Raw genomic sequence first — 21,401 nt, forward strand, 5'->3', positions numbered from 1 at the left:
TTCAATCCTTTAATTTTAATAAACGTGTTAATTTCGGTGTTTCATTTTGCAATTGTTGAATTAATGGCGCATCGATTTTTACAGCTAATGTCGTATCGATTTCGTGTCTCGCTATCGACTCGATTTGTTCAAGCTTCTCAAGCGCTCCCGCTGTTAATTTTGTTAACATTTCTTCGAGTGCATAACGCAAATCAGCCAATTTTGGTTGTAATAATGCAATCGTCTCATCTTTAATCATACTTTGTATTTGTTTTTGAACGTGGGGCTGTAAAATATTTTTCTTGGTGAGTTGTTTCGGTAAACCATTTAACATTTCTTCCAATGCCAAATTTAAATAAGGTGTTTCTACATTTGCAACGTCAACGGGTTCGATCTCTGGGAGCAAAATGTGATATTGCTGGAATGACTTGATTTTAGGCGCTGTTTCTTGTTGGAGTGCTTGATTAAAATAATATTTAATTCTTTCCATAAGCAGTGTCTGTTCTAAATACAATTTTTGCTGTATTTGATTTAAAAATATTTTTGTAGATAATCGGATTTCTTCATTAAAGTTTGATGTATTGGTCATTTGTGAATTATAAACAGCTTTAACATCATCCAACAATTGAATCTTTAAACGTTCATTCAGATGGTACATTTGATCTTCAATTTCATTGATTATTTTTTGTTGAATTGTATCCAACTGTTGAGGATTAAAAAGCGCTTTTTGTCGCATTTGTCGTAGCGCGTGTTGATTACGTTCTATTTTTTCTGCGTTTGAAATATGATTGTGGATCATCTCGTTGTACGACTGTTGAATGAAGCGGAACTGGTCATATATTTTCAATTCTAGGAGATGCTTAGAAGCAACTTCTGAAAAATGGTTGATGCTCGCTTTTAGCTGTGCAATGCCATCATCATGACCTTTTGTTAATGCGAGTCGACTCGATACGTCAAAAATTTCAGGTTCTAACTGTAATTGTTTGAGCGCATCAGTGACGTATTGATAAACTGCTGTTTTTTCTTTTTCGTTTTCAGCCAAATCGGTGGCATTAATGACCATTTTGAAAACTTGATTAGTTTTTAATTGATTCATTGCTTTCATATGCGTGATAAATGATTTGTCATTATCTGTGAATGCATGATTGAAATAACTTACATATACAATTAAATCAGAACGGGTTAAAATTTTCTCCGTTTCATTTGTATGGCGTTGATTATTTGAGTGTAAGCCGAGTGAATCAATGATGATTTTATCTTTCAGCCAATCCATTGGGAGTCTTAAATGAACCGTTTGAACAAAAGTTGCAAATTCATCGTTGGCAGACCATTTTTGAATGTCTTCAACTTGAATGTCATGTTGGAAACCTTTAGCAATATAGGATTGGTATAAAGGATAATGTTTTTCAATCGCTTGAATCAATGCTAAATGACTCTTTTCAATTTTAGATTTTATTCGTGTTGTATCACTTTCTAAAAATGTCTCGATACGATCGAAATGAAGCCCCTCTAATTCAAAGATATGGTTGATTTCTTGTAGCAACGTTTCCGGTGTTTTAAATGTAATAAAATGTGTGTCTCCGTACGTAATCTCTGTTGTCGCAGCTGTCGTTGGATTTGGAGAACTTGTTAAATACATACCGCCTAACATGGCGTTGATGAGGCTACTTTTACCCGCACTAAAAGTTCCGAAAACACCGATTTTAATCTTTTGATTTTGCATTCGAGTTAGCGTATCTTCAATATCTTGGACTGTCGATTGAAACAACGGGATTTTTTTAACGATGTCCAATGCTTTCGACAATTGTGAAACAGCGTGTGTTGTTCCGGTATCCAAGACGTCTGCTTGTTGTTTTTGGTCTGTTTGTATCGCACGGGTGTGATTTTTAGGTTGGAATTGAATTTCCGTACGATCGATTAAGCGGTCTAAAGAATCTTCCATATGAATATAATAATGTCGGTAATTTTCAGTTTTTAATGAATGCTGTAATTCCCGTAACGTCACAAAACGTGTGAAAAGCGAATCATCATTTGATTCATCTACGAGATGTTCATCTGCATGTACTTTATGAATGATGGATTCATCCAACGGTGCAGTTTCCTTTAAAATAAATTGTTTAATCGCTTTCATTAATGCTTGCGAATATGTGAGTACATACTGATTTGTAATTTGAATTTGAGTTTGATAACTAGAGGTTATTAACTCGGTAGGAAGTACAATTTGATGATTTAATATACGTTTATTCAGTGATGAATCATTAATAAAGCGAGTCAGAAAAGACAAATCATCTTGCATAGGCTTACCGATTTGATGATCAACTTTATCCTGAAGTGCTTCTCTTAAAGTGTTTAAACGTGTTTGACGTTCTTCGGCTGTCTTTTTCTTTTTGTTAAACAGCCCCCCTACTTTGAAATCCTTTGTCATGCTCTCGAGATAAAATCGAATGTATTCTCGCATGTCGTGCGTCATAATATAGGCATTATCGATAATGGAGAGCCGTTTGTCCTTTAAATAACGTTTTAAAGCTGAAGCATCATTAAGTAATTGTGCTTCTTCACTTAGGACTTCATTCTGTTGTTGGACTTGATAGGCACGATCGAATTGTGCTGCTTCAACGTTGAGTTGTTCAAGGATGTCATCCATTTCATGTTGTAAATAATCAAGTTGATGTTGTTGAATGAATCGTTTCATACGATCAACGTACACATCGATGGATTCTCTATTTTGATCTTGTCGGATCATAAACGCACGCAATTCATCAAATTGGTTGGCCGGATGATCAAATTTTGTAATGTAAAACGTTGCTAACAATTCAATATCCCAGTCTGTTATAGATTGTTGTACGCGTTTCTGGAACGTTTCGAAATGAATTTCTGTTTCATCATGTTTATCGATTTGGTTGATAATAAAGACGACAGGTACACCTGTTTGGTTCAGTCGTTTCATAAATTTAAAGTTGAGTTCAGATTGGACATGATGATAATCCACTGTATAAAATACGATGTTGCTCGTATAAAGAAATTGTTCTGTCTGCATACTGTGGGATTGTACATTTGAATCAACGCCTGGTGTGTCTTGAAATGTGAAGCCGTCGTGAAAAATATCGCTTTGAATTCGAATATCAATGGACTCTACATCATAGTTTTGTCGGTTCATTTCTTTAACCGCTTCGTAATTATCAAGATGTGTATAGCGTTGACCGACGATATTTGCTGTTATACCTGTTTCTTCAGCAATAGTGACGAGTGCTGTGTTACTCGTCGTTGGTACCGGTGAACTTGGTAAAATATCTTCACCTATGAGGCGGTTAATGACCGTAGATTTACCCGCAGAAAAGTGCCCGACAAAGGACATCGTGTACTGATTTAAATAGACTTTCTTTATCATTTGATTAATCGTATGTATTAATGCGGCGTGGTCAGATTTCTCGACTTCCTTTTTTAATTTATATAAAATATCCAATTGTTTTTCGTTATGCATAGATATTTGATTCCCCTTGTTAAAAACGTCTATATATTATTATATGAGTTTAACAAAATAAATGCTATGCCGTTGTTTAAAAATATCGTTCATGTTTTTTAAAATATGGAATGCCGTTTGCGGGTCGATGGTGGATGTCCGGATAAATTGGCGATAAATAAAGCAAATGATGAGGTGACGTATGATTGGGGCATGGTGAACGCCCCAATCAAAACGACCGTGGAAATGAGGAAATACAAGTCAATGTGGCTAAGACCATACGACCACATGACGACAAGGAGATGCGTTTGATTTTGAATCATTTTGAATGCAATGCACATCACAGTTAAATGCGTTGTTGGGGACGTTTTCTCAATTTCACGATTTGTGATATGACATATACGAGAATACCGAGCCAAATTAAACTAAAGGTAATGAATTGGTCCATATTAAAGGGTTCTTTGAAAACGAAAATACCAAGTAAAAAAATTAAAGTAGGACCTACATATTGGATGAACCCCATTAAAGATAATGGAATACGAATTGCGCCTTCCGAAAAGGCGATTAAAGGCAAAGCTGTCACTGCACCCGAAAAAAGGATCCAAAACGTTGACATATTCCATCCAAGGCTGAGCTGAGACGTTTGGCTTACAAAAATTAAATAAATGATCGCCATCGGAGCCGTTGATAATGACTCAATCGTAATACTACTGAGTGCGGGCATCGGAACGAGCTTTTTCAACAGCCCATAGATGCCAAACGAAAATGCTAATATAAGTGATATATATGGGAAATCGCCTACTTTAAACGTCATATATACAACACCTAACACAACAAAGGTTATCGCAAGCCATTCTACACGATTAAAGCGTTCTTTAAAGAAAATCATTGATAATACAATGCTGACAAGGGGATTGATATAATACCCTAAACTGGTCTGAAGCACATATCCAGCATCAATTGCAAAAATAAAAGTGCCCCAATTCAGTGTTACAATATACCCGGCAAAAATGATAATGAATAACTTTTTCGGATGCGCAATTAATACTGATACATCTTGTGAAAATTGATGCCATTGCTTAATTAGTGGTAATACAATAAGCATGAAGAGCAATGACAATATAATGCGATACATCAATGTTTCGATGGGACGAATATCATGGATGAGTGCCCAATATAATGGGAGCGTCCCCCACATAACATAAGATAATAAAGCGAAAAAGATACCGCATTTAAATGATGAATTTTGATGCAAAGTACGCCCCCCTATTTTCTATAGTATTTTAAATTATTGTTTTGCCCAATATTGGTAATATGTTGTTTCGATATAACCATTAAATAATTTACGACGCTTTGTCGCTTTGCGGTTAACTAAATGTTCAAAAGTTTTATAACTTGTCATAATGTATAATGACAAACTTGGATGGTTGTTCATCAGTACCCCTAAGTAGCGGTACATTTCTTCAACTTGTTCTCGATCTCCAATACGTTCACCATAAGGAGGGTTACCAATTAATGCGATAGGTCCTTCATGATGAATTGTCAATGTGTTCACGTCTCGAACCTCAAATTGAATGATATCTCCTACGCCAACTTCATCCGCATTGCGTTGTGCAATTTTAATCATTTCAGGATCGATGTCCGAGGCATAAATGGTCACTTCTTTGTCATAATCTGCTAATGCGTCAGCTTCGGCACGTAGTTGCTCATAGAGCCCCTCAGGAATCAGTTGCCATTGTTCTGAAACGAAATTACGATTAAAGCCTGGCGCGATATTTTGTGCAATTAAACAAGCTTCAATGGCAATCGTCCCAGAGCCACAAAACGGGTCGATTAAAGGCGTGTCGCCAGTCCAATTTGCGAGTTTTACTAAACTTGCTGCTAATGTTTCTTTGATAGGCGCCTCCCCTTGTGCAAGACGATACCCCCGCTTGTTTAAACCGGAGCCAGATGTATCAATTGTCAACAGGACTTGATCCTTAAGGATAACCACCTCTATGGGATATTTAGCGCCAGATTCATCTAACCATCCTGAAACTTGATGCGCGTGTTTGAGACGTTCTACAATTGCTTTTTTAGTAATCGCTTGAACATCAGGTACACTAAATAATTTTGATTTTAAACTGCGCCCTTGAACTGGAAATTGCCCATCTGCAGGAATATATTGTTCCCAAGGTAGGCTTTTGGTCTGTTCAAAAAGGTCATCAAAAGTTGTCGCTTCAAATTGACCGACGATGAGTTTGACGCGATCAGCTGTTCGTAGCCATAAATTGGTTTTGACAATTGCTGAAGCATCTCCTTCAAAATATATACGGCCATTTTCGACGCGTGTGTCGAATCCAAGAGACTGAACTTCTTTCGCTACGATTGCTTCTAATCCCATTGGGCACACTGCTAATAATTGATACACGAAAATTCCTCCTTTAAATCATACGGTATATTAAACGTTTTTATTTCATAATAGTGCGATGCATGATTACAAATCAAGCTGTCGATCGGTGTCTATTGCTATCGTTTTGAGTGTAAACATATTGAAGGGCTGGAACATGACGTTCCAGCCCTATGTGTACTAGTAAGGATATTTCTATAAGCCATGTTCTGTACTGATGTACTCATCGCGTGTACTAGTTACACTGGTACCTCAGCTGTAATCATCTGTCTGAAAAGCATGCTATACTTTTCCTCGTCTATACGTTCAATTCCGTTAGACAAGTGCTCCTACCCAATTTGGATTGCTCACTCGAGGGGTTTACCGCGTTCCACCCTTATTATTTCTAATAAAGCTACGTCACTGTGGCACTTTCAAATTAATGTAACCTTATCGTAAGACTTAGGTTAGGTCATTGCCGTCAATATTCACATATTGCCTTGACTTATGGTTTCATCAAGCACGAACACTACAGTCGTCGCAGACTGTGTGAGCATGGACTTTCCTCTATATGTTGACCATATAGCGATTACACGAAATATCCTTAAAAATTATAGCATCTTTCTATAAAAAAGCAATCCTCATTTGCCGAAGACAGCTTTTTCAAGATTTGAAATACGTTTTAAAATATCTACATTATTATTCTGGTTTGAACTTTGACTTGCGAAACTCTTATTATCTTGAGGTCTACTAGAGGCAACACGGATACGTAAATCTTCAATTTCTTTTTTTAACTTGTGATTTTCTTCAGATAATTTGATGACTTCATTATTTAAGTCGGACATCTTTTGATAATCTGCAATAATATCGTCCAAAAAAGCATCAACTTCTTGTGGACGGTAACCGCGAACCATCGTTTTTTCAAAATCTTTTTCATAAATGTCTTTTGCTGATAGTTTTAACGAAACATCTGACATTTGTTCCACCTCATTTGATTTAAATTTCATCTGACCACTGTAAATCATTGATAAAGTTCGTAATTTCGTCAAACGTCACAATATCACAAGTATAGTTTGTTTTTTCAACAAAATCAACTAACTTTTGTTTAAAGAATTGTGAACTTGCGGGTTGTATGTCGTCATAAATCAAGACAGTGATATCAGTATGATCTAACATAAATTGGTCGGCTTGTTGAAATTGAAAAGGCCCCTGATAAGGTTGTTGAAATACACTGTTAACGTAATCGCTCTCTGCAACGATGCGTTGGTATTTCATTTGATTGTTCTCATTCCACTTGGAGGTGTGCTCGAGAAAAGGTGTAATGACACCAAGCTTTATTTCCGGATACGTTTGTTTAAGTGCAATCACACATTCAGCCGCCCACAATTCAATCCCTAACTGCCCTTGAATGAGTACCCATTCTAATCCTTCTTCTATATATTGGATTAACTTTTGTGTAATCAACTTTTTAAGATAAGTGACTTCGGGCCTGTTATCATTAAAAATCTGTAATTCATAAGATTTATAACCTGTGATATACATCGTTTTATACATGTAAATCACGCGCTATGTTGATCATACCCTTCAAATCATGCTGTACGACTTTAAACTGACTGAAAAAAATGGCTTTACTTGTTCGGGCTTGATGACAATTGACGGCGAGTTCTGAAATAATCGATTGCATACGGATGATTTTTCGCATTGTAAAATACTTGTTCTTAATTATCGAATCCAAGTGAGGATTTAAAGCGTGTATATCGGTATCTACTTTTTGAACAAAAGGTTGTATTTCTTCATAAAAATCGTACGTCCGCCCTGCTCTGACATTTTGATAGCGTTGTGCAATGTTTTGTAAATCATTCATGAGTTCTTGAATAACATCTTGCATAGACGTGAACACCTCTCAATAAACTTAAATTCATTTTATCACAATGTCTTAAATTATTTTAACTGTAAATGATTTAAGGTAACGATAAAACCCTCATCTATGTTACAATAATGACAGTTTATGAATCGATTCGATTTATAAAGTGCTTATCCTATCATGTTTATAGGACGGAAAACATGGACTGTAGGTGAGAACATGAATTATCCCAATGGTAAGCCTTTTAAGCCAAGTCGGACTCAAGTCGGAAGTTCAAATGCTGACACATCAGGTAAAATAAAATATGGTGGGCGTGGGATGTCATTGGAAAATGATATTGAACGTTCGAACCAATATTATTTAAAAACACAGCGTGCCGTTATTCATAAAAAACCGACGCCTATACAAATTGTTCGCGTTGATTATCCAAAACGCAGTCAAGCTGTGATTAAAGAGGCTTATTTTCGAACGCCTTCAACTACGGACTACAATGGTGTTTACAAGGGCTGTTACATTGATTTTGAGGCAAAAGAAACAAAAAACAAAACATCTTTTCCATTACAAAATATTCATGTGCATCAAATTGAGCATATGAAACAAGTTGTAACACATGGTGGGATAGCCTTTTTATTGTTTCGTTTCAAAGGAATCAATGAAGTCTACCTTTTACCGTTTAAGCGATTTATTCCGTTTTGGGAAAGTTATCTCAATGATGGAAAAAAATCAATTAAGGTTGAAGAAATTCAAGAAAATGGTTACTATATTCCTTATCAGTATCAACCCAGATTAGATTACCTCAGTGCAGTTGATAAGTTGATATTAGATGAAAGTGAGGACCGCTTATGACGGAAAAGAAAGGGGCTTCTAAGCAAACTAAAAAGAAGTCCGGTCAAAAAAAGAATAAAAATATCAAGCGTACAATCATTAAAGTGTTGAGCTTTATGGTATTGGCATTCGTCATTTTAGTACTTTTAGCAGTATTGCTTTTTGCTTATTATGCATGGAAAGCACCTGCATTTAATGAATCGAAACTCCAAGACCCAAGTCCAGCAAAGATTTATGATAATAATGATGAACTAGTCAAAACGCTTGATAATGGCGCGAGACGGGAACATGTGGATTTAAAAGACGTGCCAGAGACGATGAAGAATGCTGTGCTTGCGACTGAAGACAACCGTTTTTATGATCATGGTGCACTCGATTACAAACGTTTATTCGGTGCCACATTAAAAAATATTACAGGTGGCTTTGGTGCGGAAGGTGCGTCGACATTAACGCAACAAGTGGTTAAACGGACATTCTTAACCGATCAAAAATCAATCGAACGTAAAGCGCAGGAAGCCTATCTATCTTATCGTTTAGAACAGGAATATTCTAAGGATGAAATCTTCCAAATGTACCTCAACAAAATATATTATTCAGACGGTGTATATGGAATTAAAGCAGCAGCAAGATATTACTTTGATAAAGATTTAAAGGATCTTAATCTCGCTGAAACAGCCTATCTTGCAGGATTACCACAAGTTCCTAACACATATAATATTTATGATCATCCTGAAGAAGCTGAAAAACGAAAAGATACGGTGCTGTACTTAATGGCTTATCACAACCGAATTACTGAAAAAGAGAAAAAAGCGGCACAAGATACGCCGATTACACAAAACTTAGTACAGCGAACTGCGGAAGAGCGACAAATCAAACCTGATGAAGATTCACAACAATATGATTCCTATATCAATTTTGTGAAACAGGAATTAATGAACAATCCTGAATTCAAAGGACAAAACTTATCTGATATTTTGAATAGTGGTATTAAGATTTATACGTATATGGATAAGAATGCTCAAAACAGTTTACAAAATCGTGTTGATAATGGTGGTTATTACAAAAATGCGGATCAACTGGTTGGCGCATCGATTGTTGACAGTAAAACGGGTGCATTAGCCGCTATTTCTGGTGGTCGACAATACAGAGATGTGGTTGAGCGTAACCAAGCTACAGATTCACATCCAACGGGTTCAACGTTAAAACCATTTTTAGCTTACGGACCTGCGATTGAAAATATGCAATGGGCGACGAATCATGCAATTCAAGACGAATCATCTTACAACATTAACGGTGGAATTTTTAGAAACTATGACCAACAAAATCATGGTAAAGTATCGATGTATGATGCCTTACGTCAAAGTTTCAATATTCCAGCATTGAAAACTTGGCAGCAAGTCAAATCACAAGCGGGTAATAGCGCGCCAACTGATTTTGCTAAAAAAGTAGGTTTGGAATATGAAGATACAAACATTGGACCTTCAGAAGTTTTAGGTGGCTCTTCATCTGAGTTCTCCCCTACGCAACTTGCATCTGCCTACGCGTCCTTTGCGAACGGTGGAACGTACAATAAAGCACATTCAATTAAAAAAGTTGTCGAAGCGAATGGGAATACAGTCGAATTTGATTTTTCAAGCCATAAGGCAATGAAAGATTATACGGCCTACATGATTTCTGAAATATTAAAAGGAACATTTGAGGCATATGGTTCTGCTTATGGTAATAGTGTACCGGGTGTAAATGTTGCTGCTAAAACAGGAACAGGCACATATGGTGAAGAGACGTATCAACAATACGGCTTACCGGATTCAGCAGCGAAAGATGTTTGGATTACAGGCTTTTCTCCAAAATATACGATGTCGGTATGGATGGGCTTTAGCAAAGTAAAACAATATGGTGAAAACTCATTTGTCGGTAGTAGTGAACAGAAATATCCTCAATTGCTCTTTAGAGATGTCATGAACGATATTAGCCCACGAGATGGTGAAGATTTCAAACGACCAGATTCGGTTGCAGGAAGTGGAAAAAGCTTATACGTTGCGAATTCACCGGATGGGGATACTACAAATCGATTTACTGCATCCTCGAACGGTTCAAATTCCAACAATAACGGAAATGGGCAAAATTTAAATAATAGAAATAACGGACAACAAGGTAATAATTCAAATAATAATGGTTTCTTCGGTAACTTTTTTGGCCGATAAAACAGAAAATGAGGTTGAGTCATTCAAGACACTCAACCTCATTTTTATGTTTTATAATCAATGTTTTGAAACATCCAAGTGGAGATTAAAACAAACCATGTCGTGCGCGATAAGCGGCATACATTTTGCGCAACTCGGACTTCAATGTTTTCATTTGTTGATAACCCATGTAGTGATGTTTTCGTTCTTCAATGTAGGATAAACGTTCTTCAAAATTAATCGGTACAATTTTGAGTTGTTGTAATTGTATTTTTCGAAAGTTGTCCACCTCATTGATGGTATTAAAATACAAAATAAATAGGTCGTAGTATTGATCTAACAATTGGATTGACGTGCCCTGCCCTATTTTACGCTGTTGAGCAAGTTGGTCTAATGTCGTCTCTAACGCAGTCATTTGCTCAATGATGTCTTGTGTCCTCTTCATGACAACGCCTCCGTTTTTTTAGTTGATGCGCGGAAGCGTTTTTGTCCTTCGCGGCAATCTTCGAACAATGGACATTCACCACATTTTGGTTTTTTAGCTAAACAGTGGTAACGGCCAAAAAAGATGAGTTGATGATGGCTCTTCGTCCAGCGAGATTTTGGAATAATGGAAGTGAGACGTCGCTCAACTTCAGTCACATTGTCTTTCCATCGACAAATACCTAGGCGCTTTGAAACGCGTTCAACATGTGTATCCACAGCTAAAGCAGGCTCACCAAAAGCAACGCTCATTACCACATTAGCCGTTTTTCGACCTACGCCGGCTAAGCTTTCCAATTCTGCATGTGTCTGTGGCACAGTGCCATTAAATTGATCAAGTAAAGATTGTGATAGCTTTTGAATGTTTTTGGCTTTGTTACGATAAAGTCCAATTGAGCGGATATCTTGTTGCAATTCTTCTAGGTCAACTGCGAGATAGTCCTCGGGTGTATGGTATTTTTGAAATAAATCCTTTGTTACACGATTGACTGTATTATCTGTACATTGCGCGGATAATAAGACTGCAATAGTGAGTTCGAATGGGTTTTTATGGACCAGTTCACATTCGGCATCTGGAAACATTTGGTCAATGACATCAATCATCTCTAATGCTTTCTTCTTACTAATCAAAAGGATTCTCCCCTTTCAGCCAATTGAATTTTGGAAGATGTTCTATTTTTTGGGTGGGTTGTTGAGACTGCTTTTTGAATTTTTCTCGTATAGCTTGTGCTTCTTTAACATTCGTGACATTGTTTTTTTGCCAATTCAACAAGATGCGATCAATATATTTGAGTGACAGTTTATCATGTGCGAGTGATTCATCAATGGCAGCATTAATGAGCGCCATTGAATAATGGTCGACATCAATCCATTGATTTAAATGTTCAATTTCTAAAGGGGATAACGCGCGACCAAACGCATGTTCAATTTTTTGGAATATCTGTTTAAATGCTTCTTGTTGTGATAAATTGTTTTGAGATTGTTCATTTTGCATGATGATTGTGGCGAGTTGTGAAAAAAAGCCCTCTAGATTAATATATTCAGTAAATTTACCTTCTTTATTTTTTTCGACATGCATTTCAAGTAAGCCAAGTTGTATTAGCTTTTGAATGGTGTGCGTGACTTCGGCTGATTTCATTGTCGTACCTTTTTTTAAAACTTCGATAGCAGGTTGCTCGTTGGAAACTTCACTCGCATATAATATTTTAATTAAGATCACTAAATCATTTTCATTGAGCCCTAACTCTTGATAGTGTTCGAATAGTTCATATCGTAAGACAACCGGTCTGACTTGTAGCGCTTTAGGATTCATCCACCTTCCGCCTCCTTTATGGGAGATTTATGCCCATTGATGGAATAAAAAGGGAGTGAGCGTGAAATCTTTCCTCAAAAGAATTTCATCCTCTCACCCCGTATAACATGCATTGCTTAATACATCGCAGAACTGTACACGATTAAGGATATAGACGGTTTAATAAACGTGGAAATGGCGATGTTTCACGTACGTGTTCAACACCAGCAATCCATGCGACTGTACGTTCTAAACCTAAACCGAATCCGCTATGTGGAACACTACCATATTTTCGTAAATCCAAGTAATATTGATAACTTTCTGTATCGAGTTCGTGTTCCTTAATTCGTTGTTCCAATAGTTCAAGATGATTGATCCGTTCTGATCCTCCAATGATTTCACCGTAACCTTCAGGTGCAATTAAATCCGCACATAAAACGGTATCTTCATTATTAGGATTAGGTTGCATATAGAAAGGTTTGATTTTAGTTGGATAATTCACAATAAAGACAGGTAAATCGAAATGGTTGGCAATGGCCGTCTCATGAGGTGCCCCAAAATCATCACCCCATTCAATATCTTCAAACCCTGCGTCGTGTAAAAACTTAATCGCATCATCATAAGAAATGCGTGGAAATGGTGCTGTTACTTTTTCTAATTTTGAAGTATCGCGTTCCAATACTTTTAATTCTATTTGGCAATTTTTAAGGACAGATTGAACAATATGGGTCACATAATTTTCTTGAACTTCTAAACTTTCTTGATGTGTTGTAAATGCCATTTCTGGTTCTATCATCCAAAATTCAATGAGATGGCGACGTGTTTTTGATTTTTCGGCACGGAATGTAGGGCCAAATGAAAATACTTTTCCATACGCCATCGCAGCGGCTTCCATATATAACTGACCACTTTGTGATAAAAATGCATCTTGATCAAAGTATTTCGTGTGGAACAATTCACTCGTCCCTTCAGGTGCACTGGCTGTTAAAATGGGTGGGTCAATTTTCGTAAAACCATGTTCATTAAAAAATTCATATGTCGCACGAATGATTTCATTTCTAATTTTCATTACGGCATGTTGTTTTTTTGAACGTAACCATAAATGACGATGATCCATTAAGAATTCTGTACCATGATTTTTAGGTGTAATGGGATAATCATGTGCTTCGTGAATGATTTCGATATTTTTAACTTGCATTTCGTATCCTAAATCAGAACGGTTGTCCTCTGTGATTTCACCTGTAACATAGATTGATGATTCTTGTGTTAATGATTTTGCACGCTGAAATATCTCTTCAGACACTTCTGATTTTACGACTACGCCTTGCATAAACCCAGTACCGTCACGCAATTGTAAAAATGCAATTTTACCACTAGAACGTTTGTTTGACAGCCAAGCGCCAATTGTTACTTCTTGGCCGATATTGTTTTTTGCTTCTTTAATCGTTGTTTTCATAACCAGTCTCCTATTTGTTTGTTACTGTACTCATTTTAACAAAAGTAAAGCTGAACTGCTAGCACATCATGTAGGTTACGTATCTTTCGATTGCATGGATTCGAGTAATTGTTCAAACTGCGCGATATCACCTTGATGCTGTTGAAAATGTGTTAATGTACTTTGAAAATAGTGACGATATTGACTATGGATCAGTCGACTGTCAAATGATATGACAATGCCTTGATCTTTTTCACTTCTAATTAACCGCCCTAGCCCTTGACGAAAACGTAAAACAGCTTCAGGCAAAATATAATCTTTAAAAACGTTATCAAACTCATTTGACATCAGCATCGGTTTTACTGCATGGTGATTCATGAATGGCAATTTGGCCACCATCACACATTTAATTCCGCTGTCTTGGTAATCAAACCCTTCAAAAAAGGTACTTGTTCCTAACAATATCGCTTTATCAAAATGATTAAACTGTTGTACGATTTTATAGTTTTGATTTTGCTGTTGCGATAAAATAACATAATCTTCAAATTCACTCATTTGATTTAAATAATCCATCACACTGTAGAGCATTTTATAACTCGTAAATAAAACAAGACATTTGCTACTGACCGTTGTCACATAACGAGCAATATATTCAACCATTGTTTGAATATAAGCATCTTGATTTTGATAATGATAGCGCTTAATATCATTCGGTATAAAAATGTGGCCATGCCCTTTTTTATGGTGTTGCGATGAAATTTGATAAGTTTGAAATGCAACGTCTTGATCAAACCACTTTTGATAATTTTTGAATGAGCGATTAAATGTCAACGTTCCTGACACAAAGGATATAGAATCAAACGGGTTGATAATCTTGTCAGTCAAAAGTTTTTTTATTGCGTCATCTTTAATATGAATTTTAATGGTGGACTTTTGATGTATATTTTTTAATGAAATATAAAACAAATGTCCGGCTTTTAAACCTGTTTCAATTTCACGCAACTGATCGACGATGTAGAGTAAATGTTTACGCATCGTTTTAATCACTTTATGTTTCATATTATTAAAGTGTTCAAGTGTGAGGTTGATTTTCGAAATGTATTGGTGAAGTAATGGGATAATTTCGTCCCGATTCAAGTCATAGGCATAATGTAATTTTGAAGCTTCATCATCATACAGTTGCCCCTCTTGAACTTGTTGATAAATATGATCGAAAAACGCTTCATTCATTTCATGGATTTCAGAAAGATCTTGTTTAAGACCAAACACATCAATCGCAGGGATATCAAGTTTTTCTAAGATGCGTTGCTGTTCAAGTTGATCCACTTGTTTTAACAACTTTTCATTTTCAGTTTTACCGATTAAACCTAATTGATATTTAATATCTGCATAGCCGAAACTGTGAAGCGAGCATTCAAGTGCATAGTCTGGCAATCGGTGTGCTTCATCGATAATGCAATGTTTAAACATTTGATAAATGGTATGTTCAGGTGATGAATAGAGTAGATGCGCATGATTCGTAATCCCGATTTGGATTTTAGTCGCATTTGTTCGAATATGATTGTAATAATGAATGTCTCTTCGTACAGGTACATACGTTTCTATTTTTTGTTCAAAATACATTTTTTGTCCGCCGCGTAAATTTAGCTCTTGAATGTCCCCAGTACGTGTTTCAAGAATCCACATTAATAATTGCATTTTTAAAACGTTCACATCATAGTTCGTTGTTTCGTCCTTTAATACCTGACTGATCAAACCTAGAGAAATATAATCCTGCTTGCTTTTAATCAATGTCGCATTCAATGTGATGTTCAAAGCTTCATTAATTTTAGGAATGTCATGTAACAACAGTTGATTTTGTAACATTTTTGTATTAGTTGAGATTAAAACATGTTCCCCGGTTTCGATGTAATACATTAGTGCAGCAGCGAGGTAAGCTAAAGATTTACCACTGCCTGTATCAGCCTCAATCAATGCTTTTTGATTGTGCATGAGTTGTTCAAATACAACTTGAGCCATATACAATTGTTCGTCACGGTATTGGTAGCCACAAGCATGAATAATGGTATGATAGAGCGATGACAAATCGCCTTCAAACTGAATACGTGTATCGTCAAATGCAGGTGGTGCTTGATAATAGATTTGTTCAAATTGATTTAAGTTTTGCATCTCATTGGCGATTTGATGGTGTCGGACAAGTTCAAAAAAGTAGTCATCAAGTTGATATTTAAGTTGTTTACTTAAATAATAGAGCTGCTTTTTTGTGTTTAAAGGTAGCACCTCAAATTTTTTAAAAGCGAGTATCATCAGTCGAGCTGTTGTATAAGCATCTTCGTCAGCGCGATGTGCTTGCGTGAGTGGGATACCTAAAGATTCTGCTAACTCGGTTAATTGGTAGCTTTTCTCAGTTGGAAACGCAATTTTAAATAGTTCTAATGTATCAAGTGCTTTCTTAGGTTGATAATGGATATGACATTTTTTAAATGAGCGTTTCAAGAAATTTAAGTCGAAATTCACATTGTGAGCGACGAAAATACAGTCTTTAATTTTATCATAAATGTCACGAGCCACCTCTTTAAAATATGGCGCTTGATTGAGCATTTCCTGTTCAATTGAAGTTAATGCTTGGATAAATGTGGGTATGTTTAAATCTGTTTTAATCATGGAATGATAATGTTCTATAATTTGCTGGTTTTGTACAAAGGTAATCCCGATTTGAATAATTTCGTCATAATCTGCTTGGTTGCCCGTTGTTTCAAGATCGACGACAGCATAACAAGGATGTTGCGTCATGTGCCCCCTCCTTTCATATAATCAGTTATAGTTCGATATCAGCACTCATGAGGCGATGAAAATCACCGTTACGATCAATGACGTGTAAAAAGCCTTGATCATCAATTTCTACGACTTTACCCACGAATTGTTGCGTGCCTTCTGTAAAACGAAGCTGTTTATTCCATATATTTGAACGAGCGATATATGCTTCTTTAATATTGGTAAAGGGTACGGTCAAAAATTGATGATAACGTTGCTCAATTTGTTGTACGAGCTGTTCTAAAAAAAGATAACGATTGATTGTCTCGCCATGGTGTATCCGTACACTTGTCGCAATATGAGATAGCGTTTCATCAAAATCATTTGAATCATGATTTAAATTAATTCCGATGCCACAAATGACAGCTTCAATACCATCAGCATTTGCGACCATCTCAGTCAGAAAACCACAAACTTTCTTGCCCTCGATATAGATATCATTTGGCCATTTAATGCTTACTTTAGCAGTCGTATAAGGCTGGATTGCTTCACAAATCGCCAGTGATATAAATAAATTAAATGTTGTCAACATTGAAAAAGAAATTTGAGGTCTTAAAACAAGAGACATCCACAATCCTTTACCCTTTGATGATTGCCATACACGTTTAAATCGTCCTTTACCTGCTGTCTGTTCATCACTGACAATTAACATTGCTCGATCATCTTCAAGAATTGCTTTTTTCGCAACTTGTTGTGTTGAATCAACAGAATCGAATGCTAAAAAATGATCAACTAAAGATTGATTTTTAAAGTGTCCACGCATAACACCCGCATGCCACGTTTGTGGTAATTGATTTAACCGATGGCCTCTATTGTGGATTGAATCAATAGAAAACCCTTCTAATTTAAGTTGATCAACCGTTTTTTTGACGGTCATTCGAGATATATTTAATTTTTCAGCAATCGTTTGACCAGAAATGTAGTTCGGACTTGCTTCTGTAATTAATTCAAGTATTGAATCACGATATTTTGACATTTGTTCTCACCCATTCAATAATAGCTTCTGTTTCGTTATGTAATTCATTGTCGATGATAGCAAGCTCTACACGATGCAGCACCGCTTTAATCCATGGCCCCCCTTTTAAATTGAATGCCTGCATAAGCTGTTTACCATCAATAGCGATATCTTCATGTCCATAGATAGGCAAATGTTCCCATATTTCTTGTATTAATGGTGTATTAAAAATAGTGATGTTTGGCAAATGAATACGATTTAGATGTAATGTTTTTCTTTGTGTAACGAGTTCTATTGCGATATCCAATCCAAAGTCATAGATAAAATGACGGCATGCGCTTTTGGAATCAATGGATTGGACTTGTTGGAGTGCGTGACTCAATTTTTGAATGGTTTTATTTTGTGAATTACTTAATTTTAAAGGTTTAAACGAAAGTGGGCCGAATTGATAGTCAATAAGTGCCAAGAACCATTCAATCGTCACCGGAGACTCGAGTTGAATAGATGGGATATTCATTGTTTTAAAAAATGGAATATGATTCCATAATTCTAATTGATGAAGTAACGGTAACGTCTCTTTAACGAATGATCCGTTGACTAACAAGCTCAATTCCGACATGAGACGTTCGATAGACAAATATTGAATATCTGAAATACAACGTTGCATCCCTTCAAATGTCTCTGGAACAATCTTGAAACCCAGTTGTGATTTGAAACGTAAACCGCGTAAAATTCTTAATGCATCTTCATCAAATCGTGACACAGCATCCCCAACAGTTCGAATGAGTCCTTGTGCGATATCCTGTTCACCTGCAAAAAAATCAATGAGATGGTAATGTGTATCCATCGCAATCGCGTTCATTGTAAAATCTCTTCGTTCAACATCTTGATATAAATCTCGCACAAAGAACACTTCAGTTGGGCGTCGGTGATCAACATATTCAGCTTCTGCTCTAAAAGTAGTGACTTCATAATTTTCATGCGCCCATACCACATTGATGGTTCCATGTTCTTTTCCGATTGGAATGGTATGATCGAACAATGCCTCAATTTCATCAGGCGTCGCATTGGTTGTAATATCGACATCATGAATTGGACGTTTCATCAGATAGTCACGCACAGCCCCACCAACAAAATAAGCTTCATATCCATGTGTCGTTAGTCGCTCTAATATCGGTTGCGCTAATTCAAATTGTGTTGGCTTCATGCATTACAATGCTCCTATCATTTGTTTATAGTAATGTTCATATTGATCTGCTATGGTTTTTGAATGAAAGCGTTGCGCGATATCTTTCAACATGTTTTCACGTAAAGTGTAATATAACGACGTATCAGTGAGTAATTTCAATGCATACTGTGCTGCTGTTTGACTGTCTCCAATATCAACAAGGAAACCTGTTTCATTATGTTTAATGACTTCTTGAATCCCGCCTGTACGTGTGCCGATAGGGACAACACCGGTTTTCATCGCTTCTAACAATGTTAAACCAAAACTTTCTTTTTCACTCATTAAGAGTACGATATCAGATAATTGATAGAAATTGCTGATGCAGTCTTGTTTACCTAGAAATAGCACATCATCCGATAAATTCAACGCTCGAACTTTCATGCGCATGTCTATCAATTCGGGCCCATCCCCAATCAACAACAGCTTTGCTTTGATGTTTTGGCGCACAAGATTGAATGTATCGATAATGGTATCAATACGTTTCACTTTGCGGAAGTTTGAGACATGAATTAACACTTTCTCATCTTCTTTTATGCCATACGATGCTTTTAATGCTGTGTTATAACATGTTGGAAATTCAGACTCTCTGACAAAGTTATAAATCGGAATAATTTCCTTTTGTGGTGCAATAATTTCATTTGTTTGTTCTTTAAGTGAAACACTTACACTTGTCACCATATCACTTTGCTCAATGCCAAATTTAATCGCATTTCTCAGTGAGTGGTCGTAGCCTAATACTGTAATGTCTGTTCCATGTAATGTCGTCATAATTTTGACGTTTTTTCCAGACATCTGTCGTGCTAAAATGCCACATATTGCATGTGGAATCGCATAATGCATATGTAAAATGTCCAAATCATAGTCGTTGATGACACTTGCAATTTTAGTACTTAAAGCAATGTCATAAGGTGGATATTGAAAAACCGCATACTGGTTGACTTCAACTTGATGAAACGTGATATTTGGAATAGGTTTTTGTAAACGAAATGGCATATTCGATGTAATGAAATGCACTTCGTGACCACGTTCAGCCATTAAAATGCCCAGTTCAGTCGCAATGACACCTGATCCACCTATAGAAGGATAACAAGTAATTCCAATCTTCATAAATGCTAGCCCCCTTTACGATTTTCTTTCAAATCGATGTTTATCACGACGATTGAATTTTTCCATTGTTTGGTTAAAACTGTCGGTCATATCGATATTAAGGGAATTGGCAAGACAAAGTAGAACAAAAAGATTATCTCCTAATTCTGCTTCGATGGTGTTGGCAGCTTCACTCTCTTTTTTCTTTTTTTCACCGTGATAATGATTGATTTCTCGCGCAAGTTCACCGACTTCCTCAGTTAATCGAGCGAGATTGGCAAGTGGTGAAAAATACCCCGTTTTAAATTGTGAGATGTATGCGTCCACTTCTTTTTGCATTTCCGAGAGTGATTGTTGTTTCATCATAGGACACCCTTTCTAAATTCATTCTTCTTTATCTTACATGAAATGTATGGTATTGAGCAATCCATGCACTTTAATAATGTATGAAAGTTGATATTTGCTTTTTATTTGCGGTGGAAAGTGAAACGCGTGTGTAGAAATTGTATGTAGCAGTGGTCAACCCATTTTTTAAAAGGATAATGCATATTTCTGATGGCTGAGGTTGTACCTATCATTACAGAGCGGTGTATGAGAAATAAGCCACAACCTATCTTTCAATAATGGGGGGGGTTCAAAAGGCACGCTGCTCATGCACTTAAGTGGAAAAACTAAAAAGAGTTGGAAGTGATCTCCCAACTCTTTTTTGACTATTCTGTTGAACGAGCGATAAGAATGAAGCGCAGTAATTCAGCGACTGCAACTGCTGTTGCTGCAACATAAGTCATCGCAGCTGCTCTTAAAACACGTCCAGCATGTTTATATTCTTTTTCGTTGACGACATTTAATCTTTGAATTTGGTGCATTGCCCGTTTACTTGCATCGAATTCAACAGGTAACGTGACAATAGAAAATAAAACTGCAAAAGCCATTAGGAATATGCCTATCCAAATTGCTGTAGATCCGATGGCCAATTGCATAGCACTTAGCACGAATCCTGCTATAATGAATAAATATGATAACGAACTTCCTAAATTGGCAAGCGGAACTAATGTTGTGCGGAAACGTAAAAAGAAATATCCTTCATAATGTTGAATTGCATGTCCAACTTCATGTGCTGCGATCGCAGTACCCGCTACACTAGGCTTATTGTAGTTTGCTGGCGACAACACGACCACTTTGTTTTTAGGGTCATAATGGTCTGTCAAAAACCCTTCTCCTTCTTTAACATCGACATCGTAAATGCCGTTTGCGTGCAAAATTTCTAATGCAACTTCTCTTCCCGTCTTGCCACTTGTAGATCTAACTTGAGCATATTTTTCATAGTTAGATTTTACTTGATATTGTGCATACATTGGGAGGATCATAATTATAACAAAATAAATAATTAAAGACATTAATGACATTATGCTCACTCCTTTATAATCATA

The 21,401-nt window shown here is 36.5% G+C and carries 18 protein-coding genes and 1 other RNA gene; 2 read left to right on the forward strand and 17 right to left on the reverse strand.

Annotated features, from left to right (window positions below):
* Nucleotide 1: 1 nt before the first annotated feature.
* From B5P37_RS11275 to B5P37_RS11305, 7 genes are all read right to left on the reverse strand, one after another.
* Entirely contained in the window at nt 2-3,460 is a 3,459-nt protein-coding gene (locus B5P37_RS11275; RefSeq protein WP_085238302.1) for a dynamin family protein, read from the reverse strand.
* Between the two features lie 325 nt (nt 3,461-3,785).
* Nucleotides 3,786-4,637: an EamA family transporter RarD gene (rarD, locus tag B5P37_RS11280; protein WP_240622391.1), complete on the reverse strand. Its 852-nt coding sequence runs from the start codon at nt 4,635-4,637 to the stop codon at nt 3,786-3,788.
* A gap of 90 nt (nt 4,638-4,727) precedes the next feature.
* Nucleotides 4,728-5,849: a THUMP domain-containing class I SAM-dependent RNA methyltransferase gene (locus B5P37_RS11285; protein WP_085238304.1), complete on the reverse strand. Its 1,122-nt coding sequence runs from the start codon at nt 5,847-5,849 to the stop codon at nt 4,728-4,730.
* A gap of 172 nt (nt 5,850-6,021) precedes the next feature.
* An RNA gene (gene rnpB, locus B5P37_RS11290) (RNase P RNA component class B) lies at nt 6,022-6,408 on the reverse strand.
* A gap of 40 nt (nt 6,409-6,448) precedes the next feature.
* Nucleotides 6,449-6,784 (reverse strand): cell division regulator GpsB, encoded by a 336-nt coding sequence (gpsB, locus tag B5P37_RS11295; RefSeq protein WP_019167624.1) that lies wholly within the window; start codon nt 6,782-6,784, stop codon nt 6,449-6,451.
* 19 nt (nt 6,785-6,803) lie between these two features.
* On the reverse strand, nt 6,804-7,361 hold the full coding sequence (locus B5P37_RS11300) for an SLOG family protein (protein ID WP_085238305.1): 558 nt from the start codon (nt 7,359-7,361) through the stop codon (nt 6,804-6,806).
* A complete protein-coding gene (locus B5P37_RS11305) occupies nt 7,354-7,695 on the reverse strand; it encodes a DUF1798 family protein (RefSeq protein WP_085238306.1) in 342 nt (113 codons plus the stop codon). The genes B5P37_RS11300 and B5P37_RS11305 overlap by 8 nt, the downstream gene beginning before the upstream one ends.
* Before the next feature lie 195 nt (nt 7,696-7,890).
* Here B5P37_RS11305 and recU point away from each other — a divergent pair, with 195 nt between their 5' ends.
* Together recU and B5P37_RS11315 are read left to right on the forward strand one after the other, a co-directional pair.
* Nucleotides 7,891-8,517 carry a Holliday junction resolvase RecU gene (recU, locus tag B5P37_RS11310; protein ID WP_085238307.1) on the forward strand — a complete coding sequence of 209 codons (627 nt, stop codon included), beginning with the start codon at nt 7,891-7,893 and terminating at the stop codon, nt 8,515-8,517.
* Nucleotides 8,514-10,700, forward strand: coding sequence for a transglycosylase domain-containing protein (locus B5P37_RS11315; protein WP_085238308.1), 2,187 nt, complete (start codon nt 8,514-8,516; stop codon nt 10,698-10,700). The genes recU and B5P37_RS11315 overlap by 4 nt, the downstream gene beginning before the upstream one ends.
* Before the next feature lie 85 nt (nt 10,701-10,785).
* On the opposite strand, the gene B5P37_RS11320 is transcribed toward B5P37_RS11315, so the two are convergent.
* The 10 genes from B5P37_RS11320 to B5P37_RS11365 all read right to left on the reverse strand — a co-directional run bounded on the left by B5P37_RS11320 (nt 10,786) and on the right by B5P37_RS11365 (nt 21,377).
* Nucleotides 10,786-11,124, reverse strand: a complete 339-nt coding sequence (locus B5P37_RS11320; protein ID WP_085238309.1) for a YpoC family protein — start codon at nt 11,122-11,124, stop codon at nt 10,786-10,788.
* Nucleotides 11,121-11,792: an endonuclease III gene (nth, locus tag B5P37_RS11325; protein ID WP_085238310.1), complete on the reverse strand. Its 672-nt coding sequence runs from the start codon at nt 11,790-11,792 to the stop codon at nt 11,121-11,123. The genes B5P37_RS11320 and nth overlap by 4 nt, the downstream gene beginning before the upstream one ends.
* Complete coding sequence (locus B5P37_RS11330; protein WP_085238311.1) at nt 11,785-12,474, reverse strand: DnaD domain-containing protein; 690 nt, start codon at nt 12,472-12,474, stop codon at nt 11,785-11,787. Before B5P37_RS11330 ends, nth begins: the two co-directional genes overlap by 8 nt.
* 142 nt (nt 12,475-12,616) lie before the next feature.
* A complete protein-coding gene (gene asnS, locus B5P37_RS11335; RefSeq protein ID WP_085238312.1) occupies nt 12,617-13,909 on the reverse strand; it encodes an asparagine--tRNA ligase in 1,293 nt (430 codons plus the stop codon).
* A 75-nt stretch (nt 13,910-13,984) separates the two neighbouring features.
* Nucleotides 13,985-16,681 (reverse strand): helicase C-terminal domain-containing protein, encoded by a 2,697-nt coding sequence (locus B5P37_RS11340; protein ID WP_085238313.1) that lies wholly within the window; start codon nt 16,679-16,681, stop codon nt 13,985-13,987.
* Nucleotides 16,682-16,706: 25 nt separating this feature from the next.
* On the reverse strand, nt 16,707-17,678 hold the full coding sequence (locus tag B5P37_RS11345; RefSeq protein WP_085238314.1) for a biotin--[acetyl-CoA-carboxylase] ligase: 972 nt from the start codon (nt 17,676-17,678) through the stop codon (nt 16,707-16,709).
* Nucleotides 17,662-18,864 carry a CCA tRNA nucleotidyltransferase gene (locus tag B5P37_RS11350; protein ID WP_085238315.1) on the reverse strand — a complete coding sequence of 401 codons (1,203 nt, stop codon included), beginning with the start codon at nt 18,862-18,864 and terminating at the stop codon, nt 17,662-17,664. The genes B5P37_RS11345 and B5P37_RS11350 overlap by 17 nt, the downstream gene beginning before the upstream one ends.
* Before the next feature lie 3 nt (nt 18,865-18,867).
* Nucleotides 18,868-19,992 (reverse strand): N-acetyl-alpha-D-glucosaminyl L-malate synthase BshA, encoded by a 1,125-nt coding sequence (gene bshA / locus B5P37_RS11355; RefSeq protein WP_085238316.1) that lies wholly within the window; start codon nt 19,990-19,992, stop codon nt 18,868-18,870.
* Between the two features lie 15 nt (nt 19,993-20,007).
* Nucleotides 20,008-20,334: a nucleotide pyrophosphohydrolase gene (locus B5P37_RS11360; protein ID WP_103322048.1), complete on the reverse strand. Its 327-nt coding sequence runs from the start codon at nt 20,332-20,334 to the stop codon at nt 20,008-20,010.
* 347 nt (nt 20,335-20,681) lie between these two features.
* Nucleotides 20,682-21,377 (reverse strand): zinc metallopeptidase, encoded by a 696-nt coding sequence (locus B5P37_RS11365; protein ID WP_085238318.1) that lies wholly within the window; start codon nt 21,375-21,377, stop codon nt 20,682-20,684.
* Between the last annotated feature and the right edge of the window lie 24 nt (nt 21,378-21,401).

This window comes from Staphylococcus lutrae (genome assembly GCF_002101335.1).
Taxonomy (GTDB): Bacteria; Bacillota; Bacilli; order Staphylococcales; family Staphylococcaceae; genus Staphylococcus; species Staphylococcus lutrae.

Excerpts from the sequence above, each read along its gene's own strand:
- bshA (WP_085238316.1), bottom strand. The coding sequence starts at position 19,992 with ATGAAGATTGGAATTACTTGTTATCCTTCTATAGGTGGATCAGGTGTC.
- gpsB (WP_019167624.1), bottom strand. The coding sequence starts at position 6,784 with ATGTCAGATGTTTCGTTAAAACTATCAGCAAAAGACATTTATGAAAAA.
- B5P37_RS11350 (WP_085238315.1), bottom strand. The coding sequence starts at position 18,864 with ATGAAGCCAACACAATTTGAATTAGCGCAACCGATATTAGAGCGACTA.
- B5P37_RS11345 (WP_085238314.1), bottom strand. The coding sequence starts at position 17,678 with ATGTCAAAATATCGTGATTCAATACTTGAATTAATTACAGAAGCAAGT.
- B5P37_RS11320 (WP_085238309.1), bottom strand. The coding sequence starts at position 11,124 with ATGAAGAGGACACAAGACATCATTGAGCAAATGACTGCGTTAGAGACG.
- B5P37_RS11365 (WP_085238318.1), bottom strand. The coding sequence starts at position 21,377 with ATGTCATTAATGTCTTTAATTATTTATTTTGTTATAATTATGATCCTC.
- B5P37_RS11360 (WP_103322048.1), bottom strand. The coding sequence starts at position 20,334 with ATGAAACAACAATCACTCTCGGAAATGCAAAAAGAAGTGGACGCATAC.
- B5P37_RS11330 (WP_085238311.1), bottom strand. The coding sequence starts at position 12,474 with ATGAATCCTAAAGCGCTACAAGTCAGACCGGTTGTCTTACGATATGAA.
- B5P37_RS11315 (WP_085238308.1), top strand. The coding sequence starts at position 8,514 with ATGACGGAAAAGAAAGGGGCTTCTAAGCAAACTAAAAAGAAGTCCGGT.
- asnS (WP_085238312.1), bottom strand. The coding sequence starts at position 13,909 with ATGAAAACAACGATTAAAGAAGCAAAAAACAATATCGGCCAAGAAGTA.
- rarD (WP_240622391.1), bottom strand. The coding sequence starts at position 4,637 with ATGTGGGGGACGCTCCCATTATATTGGGCACTCATCCATGATATTCGT.
- B5P37_RS11275 (WP_085238302.1), bottom strand. The coding sequence starts at position 3,460 with ATGCATAACGAAAAACAATTGGATATTTTATATAAATTAAAAAAGGAA.
- B5P37_RS11300 (WP_085238305.1), bottom strand. The coding sequence starts at position 7,361 with ATGTATAAAACGATGTATATCACAGGTTATAAATCTTATGAATTACAG.
- B5P37_RS11340 (WP_085238313.1), bottom strand. The coding sequence starts at position 16,681 with ATGACGCAACATCCTTGTTATGCTGTCGTCGATCTTGAAACAACGGGC.
- B5P37_RS11305 (WP_085238306.1), bottom strand. The coding sequence starts at position 7,695 with ATGCAAGATGTTATTCAAGAACTCATGAATGATTTACAAAACATTGCA.
- recU (WP_085238307.1), top strand. The coding sequence starts at position 7,891 with ATGAATTATCCCAATGGTAAGCCTTTTAAGCCAAGTCGGACTCAAGTC.